Annotated in this window: 20 protein-coding genes and 2 pseudogenes; 14 read left to right on the plus strand and 8 right to left on the minus strand. The window is 68.3% G+C overall.

Annotated features, from left to right (window positions below; translation table 11 throughout):
- Nucleotides 1-299: 299 nt before the first annotated feature.
- Nucleotides 300-1,553, plus strand: coding sequence for a saccharopine dehydrogenase family protein (locus tag ACFXN1_RS32850; RefSeq protein WP_379438388.1), 1,254 nt, complete (start codon nt 300-302; stop codon nt 1,551-1,553).
- A gap of 50 nt (nt 1,554-1,603) precedes the next feature.
- Nucleotides 1,604-2,314 (plus strand): transporter, encoded by a 711-nt coding sequence (locus ACFXN1_RS32855; RefSeq protein WP_379438386.1) that lies wholly within the window; start codon nt 1,604-1,606, stop codon nt 2,312-2,314.
- A 160-nt stretch (nt 2,315-2,474) separates the two neighbouring features.
- On the opposite strand, the gene ACFXN1_RS32860 is transcribed toward ACFXN1_RS32855, so the two are convergent.
- From ACFXN1_RS32860 to ACFXN1_RS32875, 4 genes are all read right to left on the minus strand, one after another.
- Complete coding sequence (locus tag ACFXN1_RS32860; protein ID WP_379438385.1) at nt 2,475-3,068, minus strand: TetR/AcrR family transcriptional regulator; 594 nt, start codon at nt 3,066-3,068, stop codon at nt 2,475-2,477.
- Nucleotides 3,065-4,045, minus strand: coding sequence for an NADP-dependent oxidoreductase (locus ACFXN1_RS32865; RefSeq protein ID WP_379438383.1), 981 nt, complete (start codon nt 4,043-4,045; stop codon nt 3,065-3,067). Before ACFXN1_RS32865 ends, ACFXN1_RS32860 begins: the two co-directional genes overlap by 4 nt.
- The gene (locus ACFXN1_RS32870; RefSeq protein WP_379438382.1) at nt 4,042-4,488 is read right to left on the minus strand and encodes a nuclear transport factor 2 family protein; all 447 of its coding nucleotides are present in this window, start codon (nt 4,486-4,488) and stop codon (nt 4,042-4,044) included. Before ACFXN1_RS32870 ends, ACFXN1_RS32865 begins: the two co-directional genes overlap by 4 nt.
- Before the next feature lie 228 nt (nt 4,489-4,716).
- Nucleotides 4,717-6,225, minus strand: coding sequence for a carboxylesterase/lipase family protein (locus ACFXN1_RS32875; protein WP_379438380.1), 1,509 nt, complete (start codon nt 6,223-6,225; stop codon nt 4,717-4,719).
- Nucleotides 6,226-6,801: 576 nt separating this feature from the next.
- Between ACFXN1_RS32875 and ACFXN1_RS32880 the strand changes: the two genes are divergently transcribed.
- Nucleotides 6,802-10,242: a protein kinase gene (locus ACFXN1_RS32880; protein WP_379438379.1), complete on the plus strand. Its 3,441-nt coding sequence runs from the start codon at nt 6,802-6,804 to the stop codon at nt 10,240-10,242.
- Nucleotides 10,243-10,492: 250 nt separating this feature from the next.
- The gene (locus ACFXN1_RS32885; protein ID WP_379438377.1) at nt 10,493-10,948 is read left to right on the plus strand and encodes a helix-turn-helix domain-containing protein; all 456 of its coding nucleotides are present in this window, start codon (nt 10,493-10,495) and stop codon (nt 10,946-10,948) included.
- Between the two features lie 67 nt (nt 10,949-11,015).
- On the opposite strand, the gene ACFXN1_RS32890 is transcribed toward ACFXN1_RS32885, so the two are convergent.
- Nucleotides 11,016-11,798 (minus strand): SDR family NAD(P)-dependent oxidoreductase, encoded by a 783-nt coding sequence (locus tag ACFXN1_RS32890; RefSeq protein WP_379438375.1) that lies wholly within the window; start codon nt 11,796-11,798, stop codon nt 11,016-11,018.
- A 97-nt stretch (nt 11,799-11,895) separates the two neighbouring features.
- Between ACFXN1_RS32890 and ACFXN1_RS32895 the strand changes: the two genes are divergently transcribed.
- Together ACFXN1_RS32895 and ACFXN1_RS32900 are read left to right on the plus strand one after the other, a co-directional pair.
- The gene (locus ACFXN1_RS32895; protein WP_379438374.1) at nt 11,896-12,519 is read left to right on the plus strand and encodes a TetR family transcriptional regulator; all 624 of its coding nucleotides are present in this window, start codon (nt 11,896-11,898) and stop codon (nt 12,517-12,519) included.
- A gap of 293 nt (nt 12,520-12,812) precedes the next feature.
- Nucleotides 12,813-14,105, plus strand: a complete 1,293-nt coding sequence (locus ACFXN1_RS32900) for a DoxX family protein (RefSeq protein WP_379438403.1) — start codon at nt 12,813-12,815, stop codon at nt 14,103-14,105.
- Here the strand turns inward: ACFXN1_RS32900 and ACFXN1_RS32905 are convergent.
- Nucleotides 14,093-14,680 carry a TetR/AcrR family transcriptional regulator gene (locus ACFXN1_RS32905; protein WP_379438372.1) on the minus strand — a complete coding sequence of 196 codons (588 nt, stop codon included), beginning with the start codon at nt 14,678-14,680 and terminating at the stop codon, nt 14,093-14,095. The genes ACFXN1_RS32900 and ACFXN1_RS32905 overlap by 13 nt on opposite strands.
- A gap of 203 nt (nt 14,681-14,883) precedes the next feature.
- Between ACFXN1_RS32905 and ACFXN1_RS32910 the strand changes: the two genes are divergently transcribed.
- The 3 genes from ACFXN1_RS32910 to ACFXN1_RS32920 all read left to right on the plus strand — a co-directional run bounded on the left by ACFXN1_RS32910 (nt 14,884) and on the right by ACFXN1_RS32920 (nt 17,426).
- Nucleotides 14,884-16,260, plus strand: coding sequence for an MFS transporter (locus tag ACFXN1_RS32910; RefSeq protein ID WP_379438370.1), 1,377 nt, complete (start codon nt 14,884-14,886; stop codon nt 16,258-16,260).
- A 248-nt stretch (nt 16,261-16,508) separates the two neighbouring features.
- Nucleotides 16,509-17,123 carry an oxygenase MpaB family protein gene (locus tag ACFXN1_RS32915; protein ID WP_379438369.1) on the plus strand — a complete coding sequence of 205 codons (615 nt, stop codon included), beginning with the start codon at nt 16,509-16,511 and terminating at the stop codon, nt 17,121-17,123.
- Between the two features lie 57 nt (nt 17,124-17,180).
- Nucleotides 17,181-17,426 (plus strand): DUF1707 domain-containing protein, encoded by a 246-nt coding sequence (locus tag ACFXN1_RS32920; protein ID WP_379438367.1) that lies wholly within the window; start codon nt 17,181-17,183, stop codon nt 17,424-17,426.
- Between the two features lie 8 nt (nt 17,427-17,434).
- On the opposite strand, the gene ACFXN1_RS32925 is transcribed toward ACFXN1_RS32920, so the two are convergent.
- Entirely contained in the window at nt 17,435-17,887 is a 453-nt protein-coding gene (locus ACFXN1_RS32925) for a nuclear transport factor 2 family protein (protein ID WP_379438366.1), read from the minus strand.
- A 227-nt stretch (nt 17,888-18,114) separates the two neighbouring features.
- Here ACFXN1_RS32925 and ACFXN1_RS32930 point away from each other — a divergent pair, with 227 nt between their 5' ends.
- The 3 genes and pseudogenes from ACFXN1_RS32930 to ACFXN1_RS32940 form a co-directional block, all read left to right on the plus strand.
- Nucleotides 18,115-18,888 carry a DUF72 domain-containing protein gene (locus ACFXN1_RS32930; protein ID WP_379395366.1) on the plus strand — a complete coding sequence of 258 codons (774 nt, stop codon included), beginning with the start codon at nt 18,115-18,117 and terminating at the stop codon, nt 18,886-18,888.
- A pseudogene (locus tag ACFXN1_RS32935) lies at nt 18,858-19,034 on the plus strand (SDR family oxidoreductase); the annotation flags it as partial. The gene ACFXN1_RS32930 and the pseudogene ACFXN1_RS32935, both read left to right, overlap by 31 nt.
- A 400-nt stretch (nt 19,035-19,434) precedes the next feature.
- Nucleotides 19,435-19,686 (plus strand): annotated as a pseudogene (locus ACFXN1_RS32940) (helix-turn-helix domain-containing protein); the annotation flags it as partial.
- 162 nt (nt 19,687-19,848) lie between these two features.
- On the opposite strand, the gene ACFXN1_RS32945 reads toward ACFXN1_RS32940, so the two are convergent.
- Complete coding sequence (locus tag ACFXN1_RS32945; protein WP_379438365.1) at nt 19,849-21,087, minus strand: PucR family transcriptional regulator; 1,239 nt, start codon at nt 21,085-21,087, stop codon at nt 19,849-19,851.
- 177 nt (nt 21,088-21,264) lie between these two features.
- Between ACFXN1_RS32945 and ACFXN1_RS32950 the strand changes: the two genes are divergently transcribed.
- Nucleotides 21,265-22,842, plus strand: coding sequence for a GMC family oxidoreductase (locus ACFXN1_RS32950; RefSeq protein ID WP_379438363.1), 1,578 nt, complete (start codon nt 21,265-21,267; stop codon nt 22,840-22,842).
- The gene (locus ACFXN1_RS32955) at nt 22,836-24,536 is read left to right on the plus strand and encodes an aldehyde dehydrogenase family protein (protein ID WP_379438401.1); all 1,701 of its coding nucleotides are present in this window, start codon (nt 22,836-22,838) and stop codon (nt 24,534-24,536) included. Before ACFXN1_RS32950 ends, ACFXN1_RS32955 begins: the two co-directional genes overlap by 7 nt.
- Nucleotides 24,537-24,551: the final 15 nt, after the last annotated feature.

The raw sequence follows: 24,551 nt of genomic DNA on the forward strand, positions 1-24,551 counted from the left end.
GATCTCCTACGGGCTCGCCGTGCGGGGCGTCGCCGGGCCGAGGCGACGAACCGCTACGGCGTGCCGTCGGAGGTGGGCGTCCGGCGCGTTCGACCGCTGGTTCTCGGACCCGTCGAGCCCGTCGAGTTCGAACCCGACGGCCCGTTACGTTTTCGATGAGGCCGTAACAATTTCGGTAAACGGGTAGCGCCGAGCGCGCCTTCGCACTAGCTTCGACTCGAAGTCAAACTCGAACTCGAATCGACTACGAGTATTACCACCTGGACCGCATGCGGCCCTCGATCCACAGGAGTACGACCATGGGCACCAAGCGAATTGTCTTCATCGGGGCCGCAGGAGAGATGTGTCGGCTCGCCATTGAACGGTTCGCCGTCGCTGATGGGGACTGGGAACTGGCCCTTTACGACATCCGTCCCGAGCTGCTCGATCAGCTGGTGCAGCGGCTGCCGTCCGGTCTGGCGACCGCCGCACGGCTCGACCTGTACGACCGCGAAGGGCTTCGCAAGGCCATCGAGGGGGCCGCGCTGGTGGTACTCGGTGCCGGTCCATACATCCGCACCGCAGGTCCCGTGATGGAGGCGTGCCTGGAGGCCAAGGTGCCCTATCTCGATTTCGACGACGATATCGAGAGCACCCTGCACGCGCTGTCCTTGCACGACGACGCCAGAGCGGCCGGAGTACCGATGTACATCGGCTGCGGTGCGTCGCCCGGCTTCACCAACGTGTTGGTGGCCGACGCGGCCGGCGAGCTGGACAGGGTCGAGAACATCGACGTGTACTGGGTAGTCGGCGATGAGCGCGGATCCATCGGCCGCGCGGTTCTCGACCATATGCTGCGGGTCGCCGCCGGCCCCTGCATGACCTGGGAGAACGGCGGACCGGTGTTGCACCAGTCCTGGCTGGAGACCCGCTGGGCGGAGCTGGGTGCCGGACTGGGGCTGACCATGGTGCACGAGACCGCTCACCCGGAGCCGGTGACCTTGCCGCGAAAGTACCCGGATGCCAAGAACATTCGCTGCTTCGGCGGTCTGGATCCAGCACCCTACAACGGCATGGTCCGCGGCGTCGGCCTGGCCGTGCAGACGGGGAAGATGCCCATGGAGAAGGCCATCGACTTCCTGGAAGCTCTGATGACCAACAAGTTCGGCAGCGTCGAGGGCTGGCGCAACGCCCTCTCCGGAATGTGGAACCTCGTGCGCACCGGGGAGACGACGCGTACCGAGCTGATCAAGTTCCTTGCCCTGGCGGCGGTGGGCCATACCTTCCCCCACAAGACCGCCCTGAAGGTCGAGGTGACCGGACTCCGAAACGGCCTGCCAACGGTGGTCACCCGCCGTACCCCTGTGAGTGGACCTGGCACCTACCTGTTCACCGATATGGCCGCGGCGACGGGAACGGCGTGCGCCGCGTTCATGGTGGTGGCACTCGACGAACAACCCGGAACCCGCGCCGGGGTATTCACGCCTGAGGAATGGGCCGAGCCGGAGCGGTTCTACAAGGCCCTCGAACGTGTCGGCACCCCGCGCGAGGAGATCTTCGAGGTCTCGCACTAGGCGCCGGTTCATCGACACGTCAAATATCGAGCCTCGGAACAAGGTTGGTCATGGATCTCAAAACCGCACTGTATGCACTCGCCGATCTCCTCATGATCGTCGCCGGGTTCACCACCGGCTGGAAGTTCATCCGGAACTACGGAAACTACTTACTCGGCCTCGAATGGATCATCGTCGCGACCTCGGGAACCAACTTCCTCATTTACGGGCTGGTCGGCGCCAACGAAACCAGTCCGATGTATCACCTCGCATTCTTCTTCGACGCGTTCTCCCGGTCGGTCGGAATCACCGTGATTCTCGTCCTGGGTCTGATGCAGGTCACCCACGGGTTCAAGCCTTCGCTCGCCGTCGATATCGGCGTCTTCGGGCTGGCCATCGCAGGTGGACTGGTCATGTCCTTCTTCGCCGGTGAACTCGGGCTCGCCGGGGCCATCTTCTATGTCGTGATGAACGCCCTGACCACCCTGTTCCTGCTCTATTTCGCGTGGCGGCTGTGGAACATCGGTGAGCGCGGTAACGCGATTGCGGTAGCGGCCGTCTCAGCCGCGGCAGCCACAATCGCCGGGATGTACGACTTCTACCGCATACCCGGCGACGATGAGCACCACACGATCTTCTACATCCTGGCCCTGACCGCATGGGCCTCCCAAATGGTCGTGTACTACTTCGGCTATCGCGCGCTGCAAAATAGCAATGACCGAATTGCGACTGGTCGAGCACCAGGGTCCTCGGTCGCGAGTTCGGCAGCAGTTCTCGACTGATGTTCAGTTCCCGACGGAACGCGCCCAGTGACCCGGTGGGCCCTGTGCGGCAATGGAATTCGGTCGACGATCCAGAAAAGTCCCGGCGCGGACCGTCGGCAGGGCAACGATCCCCGCCGACTCGGTCGGCCGTCGAAATGGTGCCGCCTCGCGGGCAGTGTCAGGTCGCCGGCCGGCGGCCGTCCATCAGGTCCTCGGCCAATGCCCTGAGGCGGATGGCCGGTCCGCCGGTCGGGTAGATCCCGCCGACCGCGAAGGCGCCGACGATGGCGAGGTGGAGCTGATCGGCGAGCCGATCGCCGTCCGCGACGCCGAGCCGCGCCGTCAGCGCGCGGAGCCGTCGCGCGAGTTCGTGTTCGTGCTCGGCGCACCGCTGCCGGATTTGCTCCGATTGCGCATTGCTGAATTCCGCGGCTGTGTTGACGAAAGCGCAGCCGCGGTAGCCCTCTCGCGTCGCGACGTCCTGGATCCAGGCGAGCTGGGCGTCGAGTTCGGCCCGTGCGTCGGCGTGGCGCGACGCGGTCTGGTCCCAGCGGGCCCAGAACCGGTCATCGCGCTGCTGCAGTACCGCGAGAACGAGGTCGTCCTTGGTGGGGAACCAGCGATACAGGCTCGCCTTCGCCATCCCCGCCCGTCGCACCACCTCATCGACACCGATGGCACGTACACCGTTGTCGTAGAAGAGGTCGGTCGCAATGCCGACAAGCTTGTCGCGCACCGCGATTCCGCGCAGCTGCCTGGGCTTTTCGGTCACGCTCGCTCCGGTGCCTTCACCGTGATCGCGGTCTTGCCGAAGCCACGCCGGTCCTTGACCCACTGCTGGGCATCGGCGGCCTGGGTGAGATCGAACTCGGCGCCGACGACGACGCGGACCGCGCCCGAATCGACCAGCTCCGCGAGGGCCGCGAGGGCCGTGGGATCGGGTTCCACCAGGCACGAGGCCGCGCGGATACCTCGCTCCGCCGCGGCGGCCTGGTATCCCTTGACCGACCATGCGGTCGCCAAGGCGATCGCGCCTCCGGGCGTCACGCGGTCGAACAGCGAAGCGCCGAAATCGAATCCGACCAGATCGATCGCCGCATCGACCTTCCCGATTGCCGCGACAGCGTCCGGATCGGTGTAGTCCACGCAGGTGTGCGCGCCCAATTCGTGCAGTGCGGCATGGTGATCGGGACGCACCAGGGCGGTGACCGTGGCGCCGCGCGCGACCGCCAACTGCACCGCGAGGTGACCCACGCCGCCGGAGGCGCCACTGATCAGCACGTGCTGACCGGCGCGTGCCCCGACCGCGTCGAGCATCTGCCAGGCCGTCAGCGCGGCCATCGGCAAGCACGCCGCCTCTGCGAAGGAAGCCGATTTCGGCATCGGCACAAGCTGATACGCGGGCACGGTCATGTATTCGGCGTACGTGCCCGCGGGATAGGGGAACGAGGCCAGACCGTAGAGGCGGTCGCCCACGGCGTAGCGGGTCACTCCATAGCCGACCGCATCCACCACACCGGCGACGTCCCACCCGGGGATGCAGGGCAGCCGCATGGACTGCTCATAGCCGGAATTGTTGCCGGTGTGCATGTCGATCGGGTTCACGCTGGTCGCCCGCACCGCGATACGGACTTCACCCGCGGCGGGCTCCGGCCGTTCGACGTCGGCGATCTCCAGTGGCGATCCCCAGTTCTCGTGCCGGGCCGCGCGCATGGTGGTAGTGCTCGGCCGGCGAGCGCCGACGATCATGACGCCCGCACCAGGGCGCTCGCGTCGACGCCGCACTGACGGGCGACCCCGGCGACGTCGAAGTGGAAGCTCTCCCAGCTCACCCGGCCGTCCCGGAAGCGGAACAGAATGAAGACCGGCACCGAGACCCGATTTCCGTTCGGCACTGCGCCATTGAAGGTGAACGCCGGAGTGAAAGTGATCTGGCCCCAGCAGCACAGGGTCTCATCATCGAGCCCGTGGCCGTCAAGCCGGACCTCGTAGTCGGGCGCGAACGCGAACCATCCCCTGATCGCGCCCTCGACCTCGGTCCCGGCGTAATGGGATTCGAGCGACGGCGATTCGAGTACGGCGTCCGGGTGGTACACGGCCATTGTGGCCGCTACGTCCTGTCGGCTTTTCGCCTGTGCCAATCGTTCGACGATCTGGACGGCTTCCCGCACGTCCAGTGCCTGCGCAACCATGTTCGACTCGCCTCCATCGGGCCAAAATCGAGACTGATCTGTCTCGATTTCAAGGTAGCGGCGGGGCCGCACACGCGTCAAGCCGGGCGTGCGTCGGGCGGCCGCGAGTTGGCATGCCGACTACCGCGCCCGGATTTCGTTGGGGCCCCACGCCTCTCGCTGACTCGAGCGGGCGCGCTCGGCTAAGGCCGCAGGTTCCTCACCTGCGGCCCTTGCCATTTCATGCCGCTAGACCGGCGCGCTGGAGGTGAGCTTCGCTCGGCGCAGGGCGCGTAGTTCGTCCGCGCGGGGGTCGGCCACCTCATGGGATTCCGGAGCGTCGAAGACACGAACGGTGCGGGTGGTGGTGTCGAAGCGGGACCAGCCCGGGTCGCCGTGGGTGGCGAAGCGCACCCAGGCGCGGTGCACCTCGTCGGCCAGCGGCTGCGGTGGGTTCGGGCCGAGCAGGGTGTGGCCGGCGGCGAGTTGGTCGAAGACGAAAGGGACCTCGATGACGTGGCAGGCACCCAGGTCGGCAATGGCCGAGCGCCAGGCGAATTCGTAGACGTAGGCCGGGTTGCCCGCTGCGGCGGTGGATTCCGCGATGCGCATGGCGTCATCGCGGAAGACGAGGTCGGTGAGGACGGCGGCGAACACGTCCGCGGGTGTGGCGTTCGGGCGGTTGGCGGCGTAGCGATCGGCAACCGATGGATCCAGACCGTAGCGCGCGAGGAAATGCGGCAGCGTCTGGTCGGTGATTCCGGCGGCGAGACCCGAGGGGAAGGTGAAGAATCGGAATTCCTCGGCGGTCCATCCGGTGAGCAGGGGCACGGTCCGATCCGGTTGGGCGGCAATGATATCCGCCGGACGGTCCGGGATCACATCGCCGTCGATCATCGGGAAGAAGCTCATGATGCCGAGTCCGTTGGCGACGATCGACGCACCCCAGCGGTCCGGATCCGGGTCGGTCATCAGCGCCAGGGCGAGTGAATCCTGGGCGCTGCGCAGCTCTTCTGGTCCGAGCCGGCCGAAGGCGGACGCGGCCGGTTCGATGCCGAGCAGATCGGCCAGCTGCCGTGCCACCTTGCCCGCGTCCTCCGCGGTGGCGACCGCGGAACCATTGGCGCTCTGTGCGATCGCGCGCCGGAACAGCCCGCGTGCCCGCGGTGACGCGAGCAGCGCCACCACGCTCATCCCGCCCGCGGACTCGCCGAAGACCGTGACATTGCCGGGATCGCCACCGAAGGCCGCGATGTTCTCGCGCACCCACTCCAATGCGAAGATCTGGTCGCGCAGACCACGATTCGACGCGGAACCGGGAATCGCGGCGAACCCGGAGATGCCGAGCCGATAATTGATCGACACCACCACGACACCGTCGCGCGCGAAGGCGGTGCCATCGTAAATACGCCGGGCGTTCGACCCACGGACGAACGCCCCGCCGTGAATCCACACCAGCACCGGCAGACCGGACCCCGTGTGATCGGGAGTCCACACATTGACGTTCAGATACTCGTCGCCGGGGATCCCGTCGCTGCCGATGAGGGCGTGAATCGGCGCCGGATACGGGGATTGCACACAGGTGGGTCCGAATTCGAGGGCTTCGCGCACGCCCGACCAGGCCTCGACCGGTCGCGGGGCTTCGAACCGGGCGGGCCCGATCGGCGCTGCCGCGTAGGGGATGCCGAGGAAACGGGTGACGCCGCCCTCGCGCGTGCCCAGAACCTTGCCGCCGGTGACGGACACGATCTCTGCCATCTTGAACTCCTTCGCCGACTTCAACTATCGCGCAGCGATCGCTGGGCGGACCCGATTCCGAATTTTCAGGCTGCGGTGCGCGACTCGATTCATGGGCGCGAGACGCGCGCCGAGGAGCGGGCGACGCGGCGATTTGGCAGAGCGGAACGGTAGGAGACATGTGGTGGACCGGACGTCTCGTCTTGCGGATTGCTTCCGGTTATCGAACCACTCACCGAACCGACTCACCTCCCCGGAATCGCGGAGGCGGCCTCAGGAGAAGCCAGAGCAGTGCGGGGTGCTCATGAGCGGCTTCCCCGTCGGAATTCGGCTCGGCGGCGGCTTCGTCCAGGCCCACCCCGGACTGGATTCGGCTGCTGGTACGGCACCAGCCGATCTCGGTCACCATCGATGCCATCCGCGCGCTCGCTGAGAGCGGTCGTCGGCCAGGCCGTTGCTGGTGAGGCTGGTGTGGTCGCTGGGGGCACCGCACGGGTTCGCGGTTCCGGCCGCGGTGGGCAACAATCCGCCGCTCGGGCATACCCGTGGTTACGATCGGGGTGTTGGAGCCCAACTCGTCGAAGCAAATGAGCGGGCATGGTCGAACGGAAAAGTGACGGAACGCAGCCTGACCTGCGGATAGGGGTCGCCGAGGAACTCGCCGCGGCCGGGTTGGACGATGCCCTGGAGATCGGGCGGGGCGGGTTCGGGGTCGTCTACCGGTGTCATGAGCATTCGCTGGATCGGCTGGTCGCGGTGAAAGTGCTCGATGCGCGGTCGAGCGGGGATGAGCGGGAGCGGTTTCTCCGGGAACAGCGGGCGCTGGGCCGGTTCGGCGGGCATCCGCACATCGTCCAGGTGCTGTCCGCCGATGTCACGGTCACAGGGCGGCCGTATCTGGTCATGCCGTTCTTTGCACTCGGGTCGCTGCAATCGCGGATTCGGGAGCGGGGGCCGCTGCCGTGGCAGGAGGTGCTGTCGGTCGGGGTGAAGATCGCCGGTGCGCTGGCGGCCGCGCACGGGCACGGGATGGTGCATCGCGATGTGAATCCGGCCAATATCCTGCAATCCGACTATGGCGAGCCGTTGCTGAGCGATTTCGGAATCGCCCGCATCAGTGGGGCTTTCGAGACCAGGTCCGGACTCATCGCCGGGACACCGGCATTCACCGCGCCCGAGGTGCTGCGGGGAGCCGAACCTGCCGAGGCCGCCGATATCTACGGCCTGGGCGCCACCCTGTTCTGCCTGCTCACGGGGCACGCCGCCTTCGAACGCCGCGAGGGCGAGTCGATGGTCGCGCAATTCGTGCGGATCACCTCCGAGCCGGTGCCCGACCTGCGGAACAATGAGGTACCGGCAGCGCTGTGCTCGGCGCTGGAATCCGCTATGGCACAGGATCCTTCGGACCGGCCCGAGACCGCAAGCGAGTTCGGTGACCGGCTGCGCAATATCGAATTCGCCTCCGGGCTCATGGTCGACTCGATGGCGCTGCCGGCCGATGTCGGAGCCCGGACGGTCACACCGCCTGTTCCCGTCCCGCCGCCGCGTTCGAGCTTGGCGCCGGCACCGACGCCGTCCACCCGGTACCGTCCGCCGAGCGCGCCGCGGCAGCCGGTACTGCGCGGGCGCCTGCTCGACCGGCTGCGGGAGGGGCAGGGCCGGCGGCTGGTGCTGATCCACGGACCCGTCGGATTCGGGAAGAGCACACTGGCCGCGGAATGGGTGGATGTTCTTGCCGCCGAGGGTGTTCGGGCGGCCTGGCTCAGCGTGGACGACGATGACGACAATGTCGTCTGGTTCCTGACCCATGTGGTGGAGGCGATCCGCTACGCCCATCCGGGTGTGGCCGCGGATCTGGAACAGCTGCTCGAGGAGCATGCCAGTGATGCCGCGCGGCACGTCATGACCACCCTCATCGACGAGATCCACAACAGCGGCGAGAACCTGGCGCTCGTGATCGACGACTGGCACCGGGTGACCAGCGCCGCGACGGTGGCCGCGATGGAATTCCTGCTCGACCACGGCTGCCATCACCTGCGGGTGATCGTCACCAGCCGCAGCCGTACCGGACTTCCGCTGGGGCGCATGCGGGTTCGTGACGAGCTCACCGAGATCGACGAGTCCGCACTGCGATTCGACGACGCGGAAACCGCCGCGTTCTTCGCCGACACCGGCGGGCTGACCCTCGCCGCGGCCGAGGTCGAGCGACTGCGCGAATCCACCGAAGGGTGGGCGGCGGCACTGCAACTGGCCTCGATGTCGCTGCGCGGCCGCGACGATCCGGGCGCGTATATCGATCAGATCTCGGGACGGCACTACGCCATCGGGGAGTACCTGATGGAGAACGTCGTGGACACCCTCGAACCCGAACTGCTCGAATTCGTCACGCGGACATCGGTTCCGACGCGCATCAACGGTGAGCTCGCCGAGGTGCTGACGGGCGTGAGAAACGGCCAGGACATGCTCGAACAGGTGCGGCAGCGAGATCTGTTCCTGCGCAGCATCGACGACGATCTGCGCTGGTTCCGCTACCACACGCTGTTCGCCGACTTCCTGCGCGAGCGGCTGATCCGGCAGCATCCGGGACTGCTCGAGGAACTGCACCTCACCGCCGCGCAGTGGTTCGAGGCCCACGACATGCTCACCGAGGCCGTCGATCACCTGCTCGCCGCAGACGAACCCCAGCGGGCCTCCCGACTGGTCGCCGAGCACGCCGGGCAATTGATAGAGCAGTCGCGCATGGGGACGCTGCTCGGGCTGGCGGCCAAACTGCCGGGCTCGCTCACCGCGTCGAATCCGAAGCTGCAGCTGCACATCGCGTGGGCGAACGTAGCCATACAGCGCCCGGCCGCCGCGGAGACCGCCTTGGCACGCGCGGAGACAGCGCTCGCCGCGGCCCGCGACCACGATGGCGAATCCGCCGACCTCGAGCTCGAGATAAAGCTGGTGCGGATCAGCCTGGCGCTCGCGACCGACCAGACGGCGGTACTGGCGCCGGAGCTCGCACAGGCACGGGATTCGGTGCGGCCCTTCATGGCCCACGGGCTGGCAGTGGGGGCGATGATCTCGGCGCTGTATCGCTTCGACTTCGCCGAGGTGCACAGCTGGTATCGCTGGATCGAACCGTACCGCGACCGGGCGCGCGGCCCGTTCGGCCCGGTGTACTGCGACTGCGTCGACGGGAGCGCCGCCTACGAACAGCTCGATGCCGGCACCGCCGAGGCCCGGTTCCGCACCGCGCTCGGTCAGGCGCTGCAGACGGGCAGGCAATCGCAGGCCACCCGGCTCGCCAGCGCGCTGCTCGGCGAATTGCTGTACGAGAAAGGCCAATTCACCGAGGCCGAGGAACTGCTCGCGGGCGGGCTCGGCGTCGAGGGCGGGGCGGTCGAGTTCCAGATGGCGGGCTACGGCACCGCCGCCCGCCTGGCCGCGGTGCGCGGCGACTTCGACGCCATGAACGAGCGATTGGACGAGGGAACCAAGCTCGCGGCGAACATGATCCTGCCGCGGCTGGCAGCCCGCATGATCAACGAACGCATCCGGCTGGGTCTGCCGATCACCGACACCGACCGCCGCGACCTCGAACACCTCGAACCGTATACCGCCCATCCCGATGCTCCCACCGCGATGGCCGCAGAACTGGCCCACGAATCGGCCACCCGGCTACTCCTCGGCAAGGGCACCCCGGCAGCGGCCGAGCAGGCAAGCCGGCAAGCGCAGCGCCTCGTCGACGTGATCTCCACCCAGAACCGCCCGCGCGCGCTCACGAATGCCGAACTCCTGTACGGCTGCTGCCTGTCGGCCGCCGGCCGGACCGCGGACGCGGCGAAGTTCCTCGAGCCGACCCTGACCCGCTGCGCCGAACAAGGCTTGGTGCGCCTGGCCGTCGACGTGGGCCCGCAGCTGCAACCGGTAATCGAAACCCTCTACGGTGCAACGACATCAGCCCAGCACCTGATTCGAGCATTCCTCCGCCACGTGCTCACCGAGTTCGAAGACGTACCGCTCCACCGCAACAACTCACCTGAAAACGGCTGACACGGCACAAGGTCGCCCCGGGCCTCGCAGGTTCGCACCCGCCGGCTCGGCGTTGCGGTCGGAGATCCGGGTGAGTCCGAAGTTCGGCGGCTCGGTGCGGTCGGCATCCAGCGATCGACAGGTCGTCTGTGCGTGCGCTTTCGAGGCTTGGCACGCCGAGGGGGAGGGGATGACAGGGGAATCGTGCGAACTTGTGGCAACCTTGCCGGGGCTTCAGCGAAGGCTGGGATTGCGGATCGAGGAGCGGTGTATGGCGAAGATGGGCAGGCGGAAGCGGTCTCGGCTCATTACCCAGGGGGTGATTACTTCCGGGAAAGCACTGCGGGTGCTGGATGCGCAGGGGGCGAAGGCGGAGTCCGTCGTTTCGGAGGCTACAGCGTCAGCCGTTTCGGAGCCGGTGGCGGTGGCGGCGGTTGCCGCAGAGGTTGCGGAGACTGGTGCCGCGGCGACGGGCGGAGCGCCGGATATCAAAGCGCTGGCCGAGCGGGTGAAGGCGCGGCGGCGGGAGTACGGGTGGACGCAGGCTGAGGTGGCCGAGAAGGGCGGGCCGTCGGCCGGGGTGATCAGTCAGATCGAGCGGTGCCTGGTCGAGGCGCCCGCGGGGGATATGCTGCACAAGCTGGATGCGGCGCTCGAGTGGCCGGCGGGGACGGCGGACGGCATTCTGCGCGGGGCGTCGGCCGAACTGGTGGGTGCCGCAAAGTAGTTGCGGCAGTAGGCCCCGATCGGATCGTCGATCGGGGCCTCGCCGTATCGATCGAGGCCGTGCCGTATTACGTGTGGGCAGCGCCGTCGATGCGGATCTCGGTGCCGCTGATGAAGCGGCCGTCATCGGAGACCAACATGGCGATGACGCCGGCCACGTTCTCGGGGCCCGCCAGTTCGGCCGGATTGTCCTGGGGCAGAACGGCGATCAGGCGGCCGAACAGCGACCAGTCGCTGTCCTGGGGGAGATAGTCGGGGGTGGCGTCGGTGATGCCGGACTTGATGCCGCCGGGGGCGACGCTCACCGCGCGCAGGCCCTGCTTGCCGTATTCGAGGGCCAGGACATGGGTCAGGGTCTGGATGCCGCCCTTGCTGGCGGAGTACGCGGCCATGTACGGGTGGGCGAAGTTCGCCGAGGTCGAGCTGAAGTTGACGACCGTGCTGCGCGGGTTGGCGAGCAGGGCGGGCAGGGCCTCGCGGATCACCAGGAAGGTGCCGGTGAGGTTGACATTGATGATCTGGTTCCACAGATCCAGCGACGTCTCGTGGGTGTGGGCCGCGCGCAGCATCCCCGCCGCGTTCACCACCGCGTCCAGTCCGCCGAGGGCGTCGATGGCGGTGCGCACGCCCGCGACCACCTCGGACTCCACGCCGATATTCATCTCGACGGTGGTCAGCCGCGCGGCGGTGCCCGCCTCGGCGGCCTGCTTGCGGGTCAGGGCGAGGCCCTCGGCATTGACGTCGGAGCCGGCGACGACCGCACCTTCGGACAGCAGACGGAGGACGGTGGCCTGGCCGATACCGGATCCGGCGCCGGTCACCAGAATGCGGCGCTGCTCGAGACGGTTCATGGATCACTTCCTGATCGGTGGAACTAGTTTCTGACACGATATGCCGAAAATGGCACGTCGCGCCATCAAACGTTTTCGACCTCGGTACAGTTCCCGGGTGACCAGCGAGCGAAACCGTGCCGGACGCCCGGCGCTCAGCGAGACCCGACGGGCGGCCACACGCCGGGAAGTGGCGTTGGTGGCCGCCCGCCTCTTCAACGAAAACGGTTATGCCGCAACGACCGTGGACGAGATCGCGGCGGCCGCGGGGATGGGGCTGCGCACGTTCTACCGGTACTTCGCCGGGAAGGAGGACGTCGTCGCGCCGCTGCTCGCCATCGGAACCCAGGCCTGGGCCGACGAACTCGCCGCCTGCCCGCCCGAACTGTCGCTGCGGGAAGCCCTGAGCCGCTCGTATCGCACCGCCACGGTCGGCACGCTCGCGATCGAGGGCATCGCCGAGAGCCGCCTGCGCCCATTGGTCCGGGCCGCAACTCAACTGCCCGCCCTGCGCGCGACCTGGCTGCGCGTCCAATACGACTGCGAAACCCAGCTCATCCCGATCATCGCCGCCCGCACCGGCCGCCCCGCCGACGACCTGGACGTCGCGCTCGCCGCCGCCATGGCCAATACCGCCGTCCGCCTGGCGACCGAACTCTGGGCGGCGGGGGAGGCGTCCGGCTCCGCCGCCGACGTCGTTGACACCTGCCTCGCGCGCCTCGCCGCCAACAGCTTGCTCTAGCCCCCGCCGCCGAATCCCGCCGCGCCCACACCGCTGGTTCCTTGAGCGAACTACCCGGTCCGCGTTAAGCCTTCACACCTACCGTCGGCACGCGGTGCTCGAGGTGGGAGGGTCTGGTGTCGGAATCTGATGTGCTCAACGCGGACGAATCGGTAGATGGTGTGCCGGAATCAGCTCCGTCGGAACGGGATTCGGGCACCGAGGAGGCTGCACCCGTCAGTGCCGCTGCAACCGGCGACGCAGCGGGGGCGGTACCCCGAGGGGATGACGAATCCGGCTCAGGGCATTGGCATATCGCGACGCGCATCGGGTTTCGGTTCGGGGTGCTGTATTTCGGTTTGTTCGGGCTGGCGGGTGTGCTCGGTCTGGTGCCTATTCTGTTAGCGGGCTTGGGAATCGATACCGGATGGGCTTCGGTGCACAGTGTGCTGGCCTGTGCGCGGCCGCCGGTCGAGTGGACCGCCACCCACGTGCTGGGACTGCAGGTGACCAGTACCCAGGTGGGTAGTGACAGCGGGTTCCAATGGGCCGCACTGTTTCTCGTGGTGGTGGTTGCCGTGACGGGAACGGCGGTGTGGTCGGTGGCGGACCGGCGCCGACCGCGCTATACCCGCTCGTACGCCTGGGTTCGGCTGTATCTGCGGTTCGTGCTCGCTGCCGCGATGTTCTATTTCGGGATGGCCAAGGCGATTCCGACGCAGATGCCGTTCGTGCTGAATCGGCTGGTCGAGCCCTTCGGCAATTTCAGTCCCGAGGGTGTGCTCTGGTCGCAGGTCAGTGTGTCGCAGCCGTACGAGATCGCATTGGGCGTCGCGGAATTGCTGGCCGGCGTGCTGCTGGTGGTGCCGCGCGCCACCGCGGCCGGTGCGCTGCTGTGCGCGGTGGACATGACCCAGGTGTTCCTGCTGAACATGACCTACGACATTCGTTTGAAGACGGTCTCGTCACAGTTCCTGCTGCTCAGCCTATTTCTGCTCGCGCCGCACGTACGCCGGCTGCTGACCGTGCTGTTCTCCGATCGCGCCGCACCCGCGATCCGGCCGGTCCCGCTGTTCGGCTCGGTGAGAGCAAATCGGATCGCACTCGCGGCCCAGCTGGTGGTCGGTCTGATCCTGCTCGGGGTGACCGGTGCGCAGAACTGGCGGCAATGGGAGCACCCCGCGCCGGAGCTGTACGGGATCTACCAGGTGGACGGCTTCTCCTCGGAGGGCTACAAGCGCGATCCGCTGCTCACCGACCAATTGCGCTGGCGCCGAATCGTGGTCGACCGGCCCTTCCATGTCTCCGACCCGGTGGTGCTCACCATTCAGCACATGGACGAATCCTTCGAGGTGTATGGCGGCACCATCGACGCGCGGCGGCATTTCATCGATCTGCACCACCGGATCGCGCTGGGGACCTTCGAGGAGACCCCGGTGCGCGTGCGCCTCAGCTACTGGTGGCCGGGTCCCGGCAGGATGGTCGTCGATGCCGACGACTACTCGGGTCATCGCATCCACGCCTGGTTCACCCAGCTCGATCCGAAGTCGTTTCCCTTGCTGGAGCGCGGTTTCAGCTGGCTTCAGGAACAGCCCTACAACCGCTGAGCGTCGGCCGGGGTGACGCGCAGGCCGTCGAGGGTCACCGAGATCAGGCGTTCGGCGGCGTCGGGTGTGGTCTCGCAGGCGACGCCCAGGCCGTGTCCGAGCCGGATCAGGTCGCGCGGCTCGATGTCGGCGCGGATCGTGCCCGCCTCCCGTGCCGCCTGTACCAGCAGGGAAGCCGCCCCGGTGATCGCCTCGCGGCACAGCGTGAAGGTCGGCGTGTTGTGGTCCATGCCCGCCTTGAGCGTGGTGGCGAGGACGCGATTGGCCATCACCCACTCCACCTGTTCGCGCATCCAGTACTCGAAAGCCGTCCCGGCCGTGTGGGTTTCGAGGAGGTCGTGGGCGCGTTGGCTCAAATGCTCGATGCTGGAACGGTAGACGGCCTCGATCAGCGCCTCACGATTGGGGAAGTGCCGGTACAGGGTGCCGATGCCGACCCCCGCACGGCGCGCGATCTCCTCGAGCGGCGCCTCGGGGCCCAGTTCGGTGAAGGCCTGCTGGGCGGTGGTCACGATCCGCTCGTAGTTGCGGCGCGCGTCGGCGCGCATCGGCTTTCCGGTCGACGGTGCTTCCACGAACCCTCCACTAGAAACGGATGGACCCTCCGGTTAGGCTTGCGCATATGGAGGAACCCTCCATATGATAACTCCATCGAAAACGGAGGTCTCCTCCGTTTGCATCCCATTCGATGGAGCATTCCTTGTCGACCACCCTTCCCTCGAACGCTGCCGTGCGCATGCCGGCACCCGCTCGAGCCCCCCGACTCCGGTCGGGAATTGTGCTGGCCACCTTGTTGACCTGCCAATTGATGATCGTCCTCGACATCACCGTGATGAATGTTGCGCTGCCGCGCATCCAGACCGACCTGCACTTCAGCGCCACCGGCCTGTCCTGGGTGATGAACTCCTACAGTCTCGCCTTCGGCGGATTACTGCTGCTCGGCGGCCGCGCCGGCGACCTGTTCGGCCGCCGCAACCTGTTCATCGCCGGCGCCACCCTGTTCACCCTGGCGTCGCTCGCGGGCGGGCTGGCGCCCTCCGCGGGCTGGCTGCTCGCCGCGCGCGTCGTGCAAGGCATCGGCGGGGCCATGGCCGGACCCAACACCCTCGCCCTGCTGACCACCACCTTCAGCGATCCGAAAGCCCGGATGCGCGTACTCGCACTGTTCTCCGGAATGTCCAGTGCCGGTTTCGCTATCGGCCTCATCGTCGGCGGACTGCTGACCGAATGGCTGAGCTGGCGCTCGGTGCTCTTCATCAATGTGCCGTTCGGGTTGATCGTCGTGGTGCTGGCGCTGCGCTACCTGCCCAGGGCGGAGCGGCAGCCGGCCCACCTCGACCTGCCCGGCGCGCTGACCGCCACCACCGGCGTGGCCGCTCTCGTCTACGGCTTCATCAACGCCGCCTCGGACGGGTGGGGGACTGCCACCACCGATATCTCCCTGGCGGCCGGCGCGATCCTGATCGCCGCGTTCCTCGCCATCGAATCCCGTGCGGCCCAACCGCTACTGCCGCTGCGCCTGTTCGCCGACCGCAATCGCGCCACCGCCTACGCGAACATGTTCCTGGCGCCGATGGCGGGCATGTCGATGTTCTTCTTCCTCACCCAGTTCCTGCAGGATGTGCTCGGATTGAGTGCGCTGGCAACCGGTTTCGCCTTCCTGTCCACCGCGCTGCTGATGTTCACCATGATCCGGCTGATCCCGCGCCTGCTGCCCCGCTTCGGCCCGAAACCGGTGACCGTCACCGGCGCGGCCCTGATGGTGGCCGGCCTGGTCCTGCTCACCCAGCTGACGGCCGACAGCGGCTACTTCCCGCTGCTGTTCATCGCCATGATCCTGATGGGATGCGGTATCGGCCTGTCGGTTTCGCCCCTGAACGTCATCATCATGTCGAATGTCGACACCCACGAGGCGGGCGCGGCGGGCGGCGCACTGCAAACTCTCCAGCAGACCGGCGCCTCCCTGGGCCTGGCCATCCTGGTCACGGTCTTCGGCACCGCCTCCCGCACTGCCGGCGGCTCGGCCCAGCACGCCTTGGTCGGCGGCATGACCACCGCCTTCGCGGCCGCCGCCGCCATCGCGGCCCTCACCTTCGTCGTCGCCCTCACCTTCCGGGCGGTCGGTCCGGCGGCGACAGCGGCCCGGCGCGGCTAGCCCCGGCGGTATCCACGTCGGGTGAGGTCACCGGCGTGCGGCCGAGGCTTCATCGAACGATCGGCCCACCACGAATCGTGGTGGGCCGATCGTCTACCGAATCCCACTGCCCCATACGGCGGTCAGCCACACCTGCCGGACGGCGGCCATGTTGCGGGCGGCGGCCGCGGTCCGCCGGGGGCTCCTGGTTGTCGTAGGAGGTCAATTCGCTTGTCTCCTGGTCTATTTCGGTCCAGACCTGCTCGAGGGTGGCGGCAACCACGCGCGGGCGCGCGGCAATCGATCGGATGGAGGCCATTCACAGCCGTTTCGGGATCAGCGATCAGGACAAGCTCTACACCCTCGCCTCGCTGGCCCTCGAAGCGGACCGGATCCTCGACCACCTGGGTCTGGCCGTGTTCACCGACGCGGATCGCCTGGCCCGCTTTCATTTCTGGCGCGGAGTCGGCGAGCGCATGGGCCTCGAGGTGCCCGAGACCCGAGCCGACCTGCTGGCCTGGGCCGTCGACTACGAATACGCCCACTACGCCTACACCGAGGGCGGTCGCGCGCTCGTCGACCAGCTCTTCGAGGACTGGCGGCAACGCTGGTTCCCCGGCCCGCTGCGCCCGCTGGCCGACAACGCTCTGCTACTTATCATCGACGACCCGCTGCGCGCGGTCCACCGGCCCCCGAATCCGCCTGCCGCCCTGCAGCTCATCGCACCCCGAATCATCGATTCCTACATGACTTTCCAGTCCGTCCGCCCCCACCGGCTGGACCAATCCTGGGTCGATCATTTCCGCCGCGACGACGCCGGCCCCGTCGACCTCGATCGGATCGGATACCAGCCGGGCCGGTACGGAATCGAGCGCCAACGCTGATCAGCGTTCGGATGCACTCGCCAGCGCGGTCGGGCTGGGAATGGCAGGATCGGGATTGTGAGTGAGCCGGTGCACCCCAACGACATTCGGATCTCCGACGCCGAACGGAAGAAACTCGAGGAGACGCTGCGCCGCGCTGTGGACGCCGGTGTGCTCGATCTCGGTGAGTTCGACAGCCGGGTGCAGTCGATCTGGCAGGCTCGTACCCGGGGCGAGCTGGCCAAAGCATCCGCCCCCTACCAGGCCGCGGGTGTCCGCAACTGTCATCTCGGCACTTCCTTCGCCCTGCACGGGTGGGACTGACCCGCCTGTCAGCTCTCCTGCGGGGCCGGGGTGCGCAGGTGCCGGCTCATGTCGCCGGTCAGCGTGATCTGCACCTGGCGCTCGGCGAACCGCCACTGCCCGGCACTGCGCTCGAAGCGGTCCCGGTAACGGCCGGCCGCCACCGGCTGCAGAGGCAGGTCCGGTGTGGCCTGGAAAACCGTGAAATAGGAACGCGCCGTGGCGATATCGGCATCCTCGCCGAATTCGACGGCGATATTGGTAGTGACGTGATGGGTGCGCGGCGTCCCGTTCTCGTACACGATCACCATCCCCCGAAACATCTTCTCGATCCGCTCACTCCCCGCGACCGACCCACCGCTGCCGCTGAACACCCCGTGCTCGAATAGCGCCCCCACTCCAGCGAAATCCCCACTATCGACCAACTCGGCATACTTCGCGATCAAGTTCGTCACGGCGGTCGTATCAGCGACTGAGCTCATGCCACCCGAGAGTAGGCCACAGCCACCTCGCTCACGGTCCGTGCGCGTCGATCGCGTGCAGGAGCGGCACGGCGGAGATGAACAACCGACGCGCACGAACTGGGGCCTCGTGGGCGCAATATTGTGTGAAACGCAAAGATTTCACTGCTTTGCCGGACCGGTGGTGGGACAGTGGGGTATGGCGTCCGGAGGTTTGCTCACGTGATGCGGGGCCGGGGTGGCGAGCCGTGACGGTGTTCGTCGGAACATCGGGGTGGCAGTACGCCGACTGGCGGGAGCTGGTGTATCCGCCAGGGATCGGGCAGCGACGGTGGCTCGAGGTGTATGCGCGGGCGTTCGGGGCGGTGGAGTTGAACGCGGCCTTCTATCGGCCGGTGGCGCGGACGACCTTCGAGGGGTGGCACGGACGGACGCCGGAGGATTTCGTGATGGCGGTGAAGGCCAGCCGGGTGGTGACCCACTATCGCCGGCTGCGGGACGTCGAGATCCCGCTGGAGCGGATGATCGATGCGGCGCGCGGACTGGGGGATCGGTTGGGGCCGATACTGATTCAGCTGCCTCCCACCCTGACCGCCGAACCCGAGCGGCTCGACCAGGTGCTGGGGCTGATCCCCGCCGAGTTGCGCGTGGCGGTCGAGCCGCGCCACGAGAGCTGGTGGGACGACCGGGTCCGGGCCGTGCTCGAAGCGCACCGTGCGGCACTGTGCTGGGCCGACCGGCTCGGGCGGCCGATCACGCCGCTGTGGCGCACGGCCGACTGGGCCTACGTCCGTTTCCATGAAGGTCCCGGCCGGTCCGCACCCCGCTACCCGGAACGCGTTCTGGCCGAGTGGGTCCGGCGCATCGAGGACACTTGGGATGGGAATCTCGATGCCTACATCTTCTTCAACAACGATGTCGGTGGCGCGGCCGTCCGTGATGCGATCCGAATCGGTGAGCTGTTCCACGCCGCGGGACGGCCGGTAGCCCGCACGCCCGATCGACTCCCGCTCGCGCCGTGACCGTGACTCGCAGCCGTAGATGGCGCGATGAACGGAGCCGGCCCGAGGAGGTCGCGGCCACCGTGGCGTTCCTGATGAGCCCGAACGCGGGATACATCACCGGCCAGGTCATCAACGTCGATGGTGGAATCGGCATGGGCCACTGAGTTTCTCGCCCAGTACCAGGCGGTAGTGGCGTAACTGCCTGCTCACCGGGCTGTCTGCCGATATCACCCGGCTCACGCCGTGTTCCGAATGGCTCACGAGCTACACGATCGGGATCTCCCCGCCGAGGTGGCCGCATCGGATCGCGACGCAGCCAAGCAGTTCCGGCAGTGCGCCATCGATGTCGCGGACATGGCCATCGAGATCGCGGAGGGTGTTGGCGCGGCATCCGATGAGAAGGCTCGCCAGGGACTGCTGTGTATCGAACGGACACACCATCTGCAACGCCGGATGCCACAGGCGAATTCGATGCTACGCAGGCAGTACGTGCAGCTGTGCGCGGAGATCGTCGAGCGCCGCCGCGCCCGGGTCGGGCTGGCCGGTCGGGTCCGGGCCCTGCTGATGCGGCACGGCCGCGCCATCGATCAGGTCGCCATCGCTGCCGAACTGCACATGAGCGTCCGCACCCTGCGCCGCAGGCTGGCCAAGGAGGGCACCACCATTCGCGAACTGTCCTGCGAGACAACGGGCCTGCTGGCCGAGGAGCTGCTGGCCGCAGGCTTCACTGTCGACACGGTGGCCGCCCGGCTCGGCTACACGAGCGCGTCAGCGTTCGCGACCGCTTTCCGCGACTGGAAGGGGCAGACCCCCGGCCAGTTCGCGCGCTCCGACCTCGCCCCGCAGCATCGCCGCCGCAGCATCGGCGCGGCGGGACGCCGCGCCCGCGCGCACCCCGCCACGAATGAGCGCCGCCCTACCGGACAGCATGAAATATACGACGATTCGGGCGATCTGGACGCTGAACCCGGTTGCGGCTCAGGCCGGACCGAATCCGGCGAGCCGCGCGGCGTGCAGGGCGATGTACAGCTCGGCGGCGGCCTTCGGGTCCGAGCACCGGCGATCGGTCAGCGTCTCGATCCGCCGCAGCCGGTAGTGAATGGTGTTGCGGTGGTAGTGGAGCCGTTGCGCCACCTCGGTATTGGAGCCACCGCATTCGAACCACAGCTCGAGGGTGTCGAGGAGGGTGTCGCGTTCCTCCGGCGGCAGTTCGAGCACCGGGCCCAGGACGTCGTCCGCCAATTCCCGTGACGCCGAGGGCGCATGCGCGAGAACGAGCGGGATCGGCGTGCTGCCGTACGCGGTCACTGCCGGGCTGCCGGGTGGCGCGCATCGTCCCGCGAGTTCCGCCTCGCGCAAGGCGGTTCCCGCGGACCCCGGCGTCGGGAAGGGACGGCTCACCCCGATGCGCCCGGTCGCATGGGCGCGCAGGCGTGACAGCACCCGCTCGTGCGAGCGTGCGGTGGCCACATTGAGCAGCCCGATCCGCGCGCCCGGCTCGGTGAGCCAGATCGACTCGACGAAGTCGGCCCGCAGCCGATCCTCGATCCCGAACAGCGGTTCGATTGCGCCGGAATCGGTTTCGGCGTGCACGACGACGAAGCTGCCCAGCGGCGGCAGGTGCAGGGCCCGGGCGATGTCGCGCTGGGTGGGATCATCGGCCTCGCCGTCGAACAGCCGCCGCAGCATGGCGCGGCGCTCCACGTCATGGCGGCGGACCCGCTCGGTGAGGTAGTCGGTGTACGCATCGGCGGCGGCGCCGGAATAGTCGTCCAGGAGCCGCCACATCTCCGAGCCGAGTTGCGGCAGCGCGTCCAGATTCGTCCCCCGCGCCGTGACGAGCGCGCGTTCCCACAGCAGCCGTCCCGCCAGCCGGTACGCGTGCAGCACCGCCGCGATCGGCACGCCCAGTTCCGCCTTGACCCGGCCCACCACGGTCGCCGGTTGCAGCCGCCGCCCGGCGCTCCCGGAGAGTTGTTCGAGCAGGGCGGCCAGATTGTCGCGGACGACGAGGTGCAGCTGCGCCTCGGTGAGGGCGGCCTCCGCGTAGGCGTTCTCGCCGGTGAGGATGCGACCGACGAGTTCGGTGGTGAGGTCGTCGACCTCGACGAGCAGGGTGCGCGCTACCGCGGTCGAACCGCTCGGCGTTACCGCGGTCGAACCGGTCTGCGGCACTGCGGTGGAGCCGTTGCGCGGCGGGCCGGTGAGCGCTGTCATGGATTCGATAGTAGGCACTTGCTCTCGACGCCGACTGTGCTCCAGCACAGTCGGCCGGGCGGTATCGGCAAACCCGCGCACATGGTGGGCGGATGCACCTGACCCGCAGTATCGACACCGACAGCGACAGTGACCCGGGTCATAGCCGACCCGGGTCGATCGATGAGGTGGAGAGAGGTGCCGACCGTGTACGACTACGTCGTCGTAGGCGCGGGGTCCGCGGGATCCGTGCTGGCCAGCCGATTGTCCGAGGATCCGGCGATCCGGGTGGCCGTGATCGAGGCCGGGCCGCGCGACACCGCCGAGGAGATCCACCTGCCGGTCGCCTTCCCATCCCTGTTCAAGAGCCCGCTGGACTGGGACTACGACACCGAACCCGAACCCCGGCTGCACAGCCGCCGCGCCTACCTGCCGCGCGGCCGCGTCCTGGGCGGATCCAGCTCCATGAACGCCATGATCTACATCCGCGGCGCCCGGGCCGATTACGACGCGTGGGCCGCGGCCGGCGCGGACGGGTGGAGCTACGACGAGGTGCTGCCGTACTTCGTGCAGGCCGAGGACAACGAGCGCGGCAAGGACGCCTACCACGGTGTGGGCGGACCGCTGTCGGTCAGCGACAGCCGGTCGAATCATCCACTGGGCGAAGCATTCCTGCGCGCCGCCGAACAGGCGGGGCACACCCGCAACGACGATTTCAACGGCGTCACCCAGCTCGGCGTCGGCCGCTACCAGGTGACCCAGCGCAACGGCATGCGATGCAGCGCCGCGGTCGCCTACCTGCACCCGGCGCTGGAGCGGGAGAACCTGACGGTCATCACCGACGCCCTCGCGCACCGGATCGTCATCGAGAACGGCCGGGCCACCGGTGTGGTGATCGGCCGCGGCGGCAGCACCGAGACCATTCGGGTCCGGCGCGAAATCGTGCTGGCCGCAGGCGCTTACGGCTCCGCGCAGCTGTTGTTGCTGTCGGGTATCGGCCCGGCCGAACAGCTGGCGGCCTTCGGTATCGAGACCGTCCGCGACCTGCCGGTCGGGCAGAACCTCCAGGATCACCTGTCGGTGTTCCTCAACTACCGCACCGACCGCGAATCCCTGATGACCGCGCTCACGCCCGAAAACCTGGGCCTGCTCCAGGAATCCGGCCGCGGCCCGCTGACCTCGAATATCGGCGAGACCGGCGGCTTCCTCGAAACCCGTACCGGACTGGCGGGCCCGGACATCCAGTTCCACCAGGCCCCGGTCCTCTTCCACGGCGAGGGCATGGGCGCGGCGACCGAGCACGGCTACGCGTTCGGCCCCTGCCTGATCAACCCGACCAGCCGCGGCGAACTCACCCTGCGCTCGGCGGACCCGGCCACCGCGCCGCGCATCCGCCACAACTACCTCGACACCGAGGCCGACCGTGCCAGCATCATCGCCGGACTGCGCAGCGCCCTCGACATCGCCGGCCGGCCCGCGCTGCGCGAGCTCACCACCGGCGAATTCCTCACTCCCGCCGGTGATTCCGACGCCGAACTGCTCGACTTCGCGGCCCGCACCGCCCAGACCCTCTATCACCCCACCTCCACCTGCGCCATCGGGGCGGTCGTGGACCCGCGCCTGCGTGTACTGGGCGTCGCGGGCCTGCGCGTCGCCGATGCCTCGGTCATGCCGTCGGTGGTGCGGGGCAATACCAACGCGCCCACGATCATGATCGGCGAGAAGGCCGCCGTCATGCTCGCCGAGGACGCCGACTCGGAAGGAAACGCATCGTGACCACCACCGCCGCGGCGACGATCGACGCCACCGTCTCCGCACTCCGGCAGGGCGAAATCGACTGGGCCCGAACCCCGTTGCCCGCCCGGCGGCAGCTGCTCGAACAGATTCACGCCAATACCGCGCGCTACGCGCGGGAGTGGGTCGAGACCGCCGCCCGCATCAAGAAGCTGCCCCTGGACTCGCCGCTGCTCGGCGAGGAATGGGTGAGCGGCCCCTACTCGCTGCTCACCGGCGCGGCCGCGCTCGCGGAATCGCTGCTGGCACTGGAGCAGGGCCGCAGCCCGGTCGACGGCTACCCGATTCACGCCGCCCCCGGCGGCCGCACCGCGGTCGACGTCTTCCCGCACGGCGTCTTCGATTGGCTGCTGCTCAACGGATTCCGCGCGGAGGTCTGGACCAGGCCCGGCGTCGACGCCGAAACCGTCCGCGCCCGAGCCGGTCTGGGGCAGCGCACCCCGGCCGAGACCGGCGGCGTGGGCGTGGTCCTCGGCGCGGGCAATATCTTCTCGATCGCGCCGCTGGACGTGCTCTACCAGCTCTATGCCGACAACCGGGTGGTGGCGCTCAAGCTGAATCCGATCACCGACCCGCTGCTGGCGGTGCTGGAGAAGATCTTCGCACCCCTGATCGAGGGCGGCTTCGTACGCCTGCTCACCGGCGGCCCCGAGGTCGGCACGGCGCTGGTGCACCATGCCGGCGTGGACGCGGTGCACATGACCGGCAGCGCGCTCACCCACGACGCCATCGTGTTCGGCACCGGCGAGGAAGGCGCGCGGAACAAGGCGGCGGGCACACCGAAACTGGACAAGCCCATCACCAGCGAACTGGGCGGCGTCTCACCCACCATCGTGATCCCGGGCCGCTGGTCCGACGCCGACCTCCGGTACCAGGCCGAGCACCTGGCCACCCAGCGTCTGCACAACAACGGCTACAACTGCGTCGCCGCGCAGGTCGCGGTGATCTCCGCGGACTGGCCCCAGAAGGACCGGTTCCTCGCCGAACTGCGCGCCGCGCTCGAGCGGGCGCCGCAGCGTCCGGACTACTACCCGGGCTCGGCCGCCCGCGTCGACGGCGCGCGCACGTCCTATCCCGACGCCGAGCGGATCGGCGCGCGCACCCTCATCACCGGCCTGGTGCCGCACCGGGACGAGACCGCGCTGCGCACCGAGTATTTCGCCCCGGTGCTGGGCGTGCTCGAATTGAGCGGCGACGCAGCGGAATTCCTCACACAGGCGGTCCGCGTGTCCAACGAGGAGTTCGAGGGCACCCTCGGCGTCAACATCATCGCCGACCCCGCCACCATCGACCGGCTGGGTGAGCGCTTCGAGCGAGCCATCGCCGACCTGCGGTACGGCACCGTCGCCATCAACGCCTGGACCGGCCTCGGCTACCTGACCGCCCGCGCCTCCTGGGGCGCCTTCCCCGGGCACGCCCTCGCCGACATCCAGAGCGGAATCGGCGTGGTGCACAACGGCTTGCTGATCGCCGAGCCGGAGCGCACCGTGGTCCGCGGCCCCTTCCGCCCCGTCCCGCGTTCGCTGCTGCGGGGCGAGTTCGCGCTCTCCCCGAAACCGCCGTGGTTCGTGACCAACCGCACCGGCGCCACCACACTGCGGCGACTGACCAACTTCGCGAAGCGACCCGGCGCCGCCGCCCTGCCGGGCATCTTCGCCTCCGCGCTGCGCGGCTGAGCGCAGCGAACCGGG

It is taken from the genome of Nocardia sp. NPDC059154 (assembly GCF_042755705.1).
Lineage (GTDB): Bacteria > Actinomycetota > Actinomycetes > Mycobacteriales > Mycobacteriaceae > Nocardia.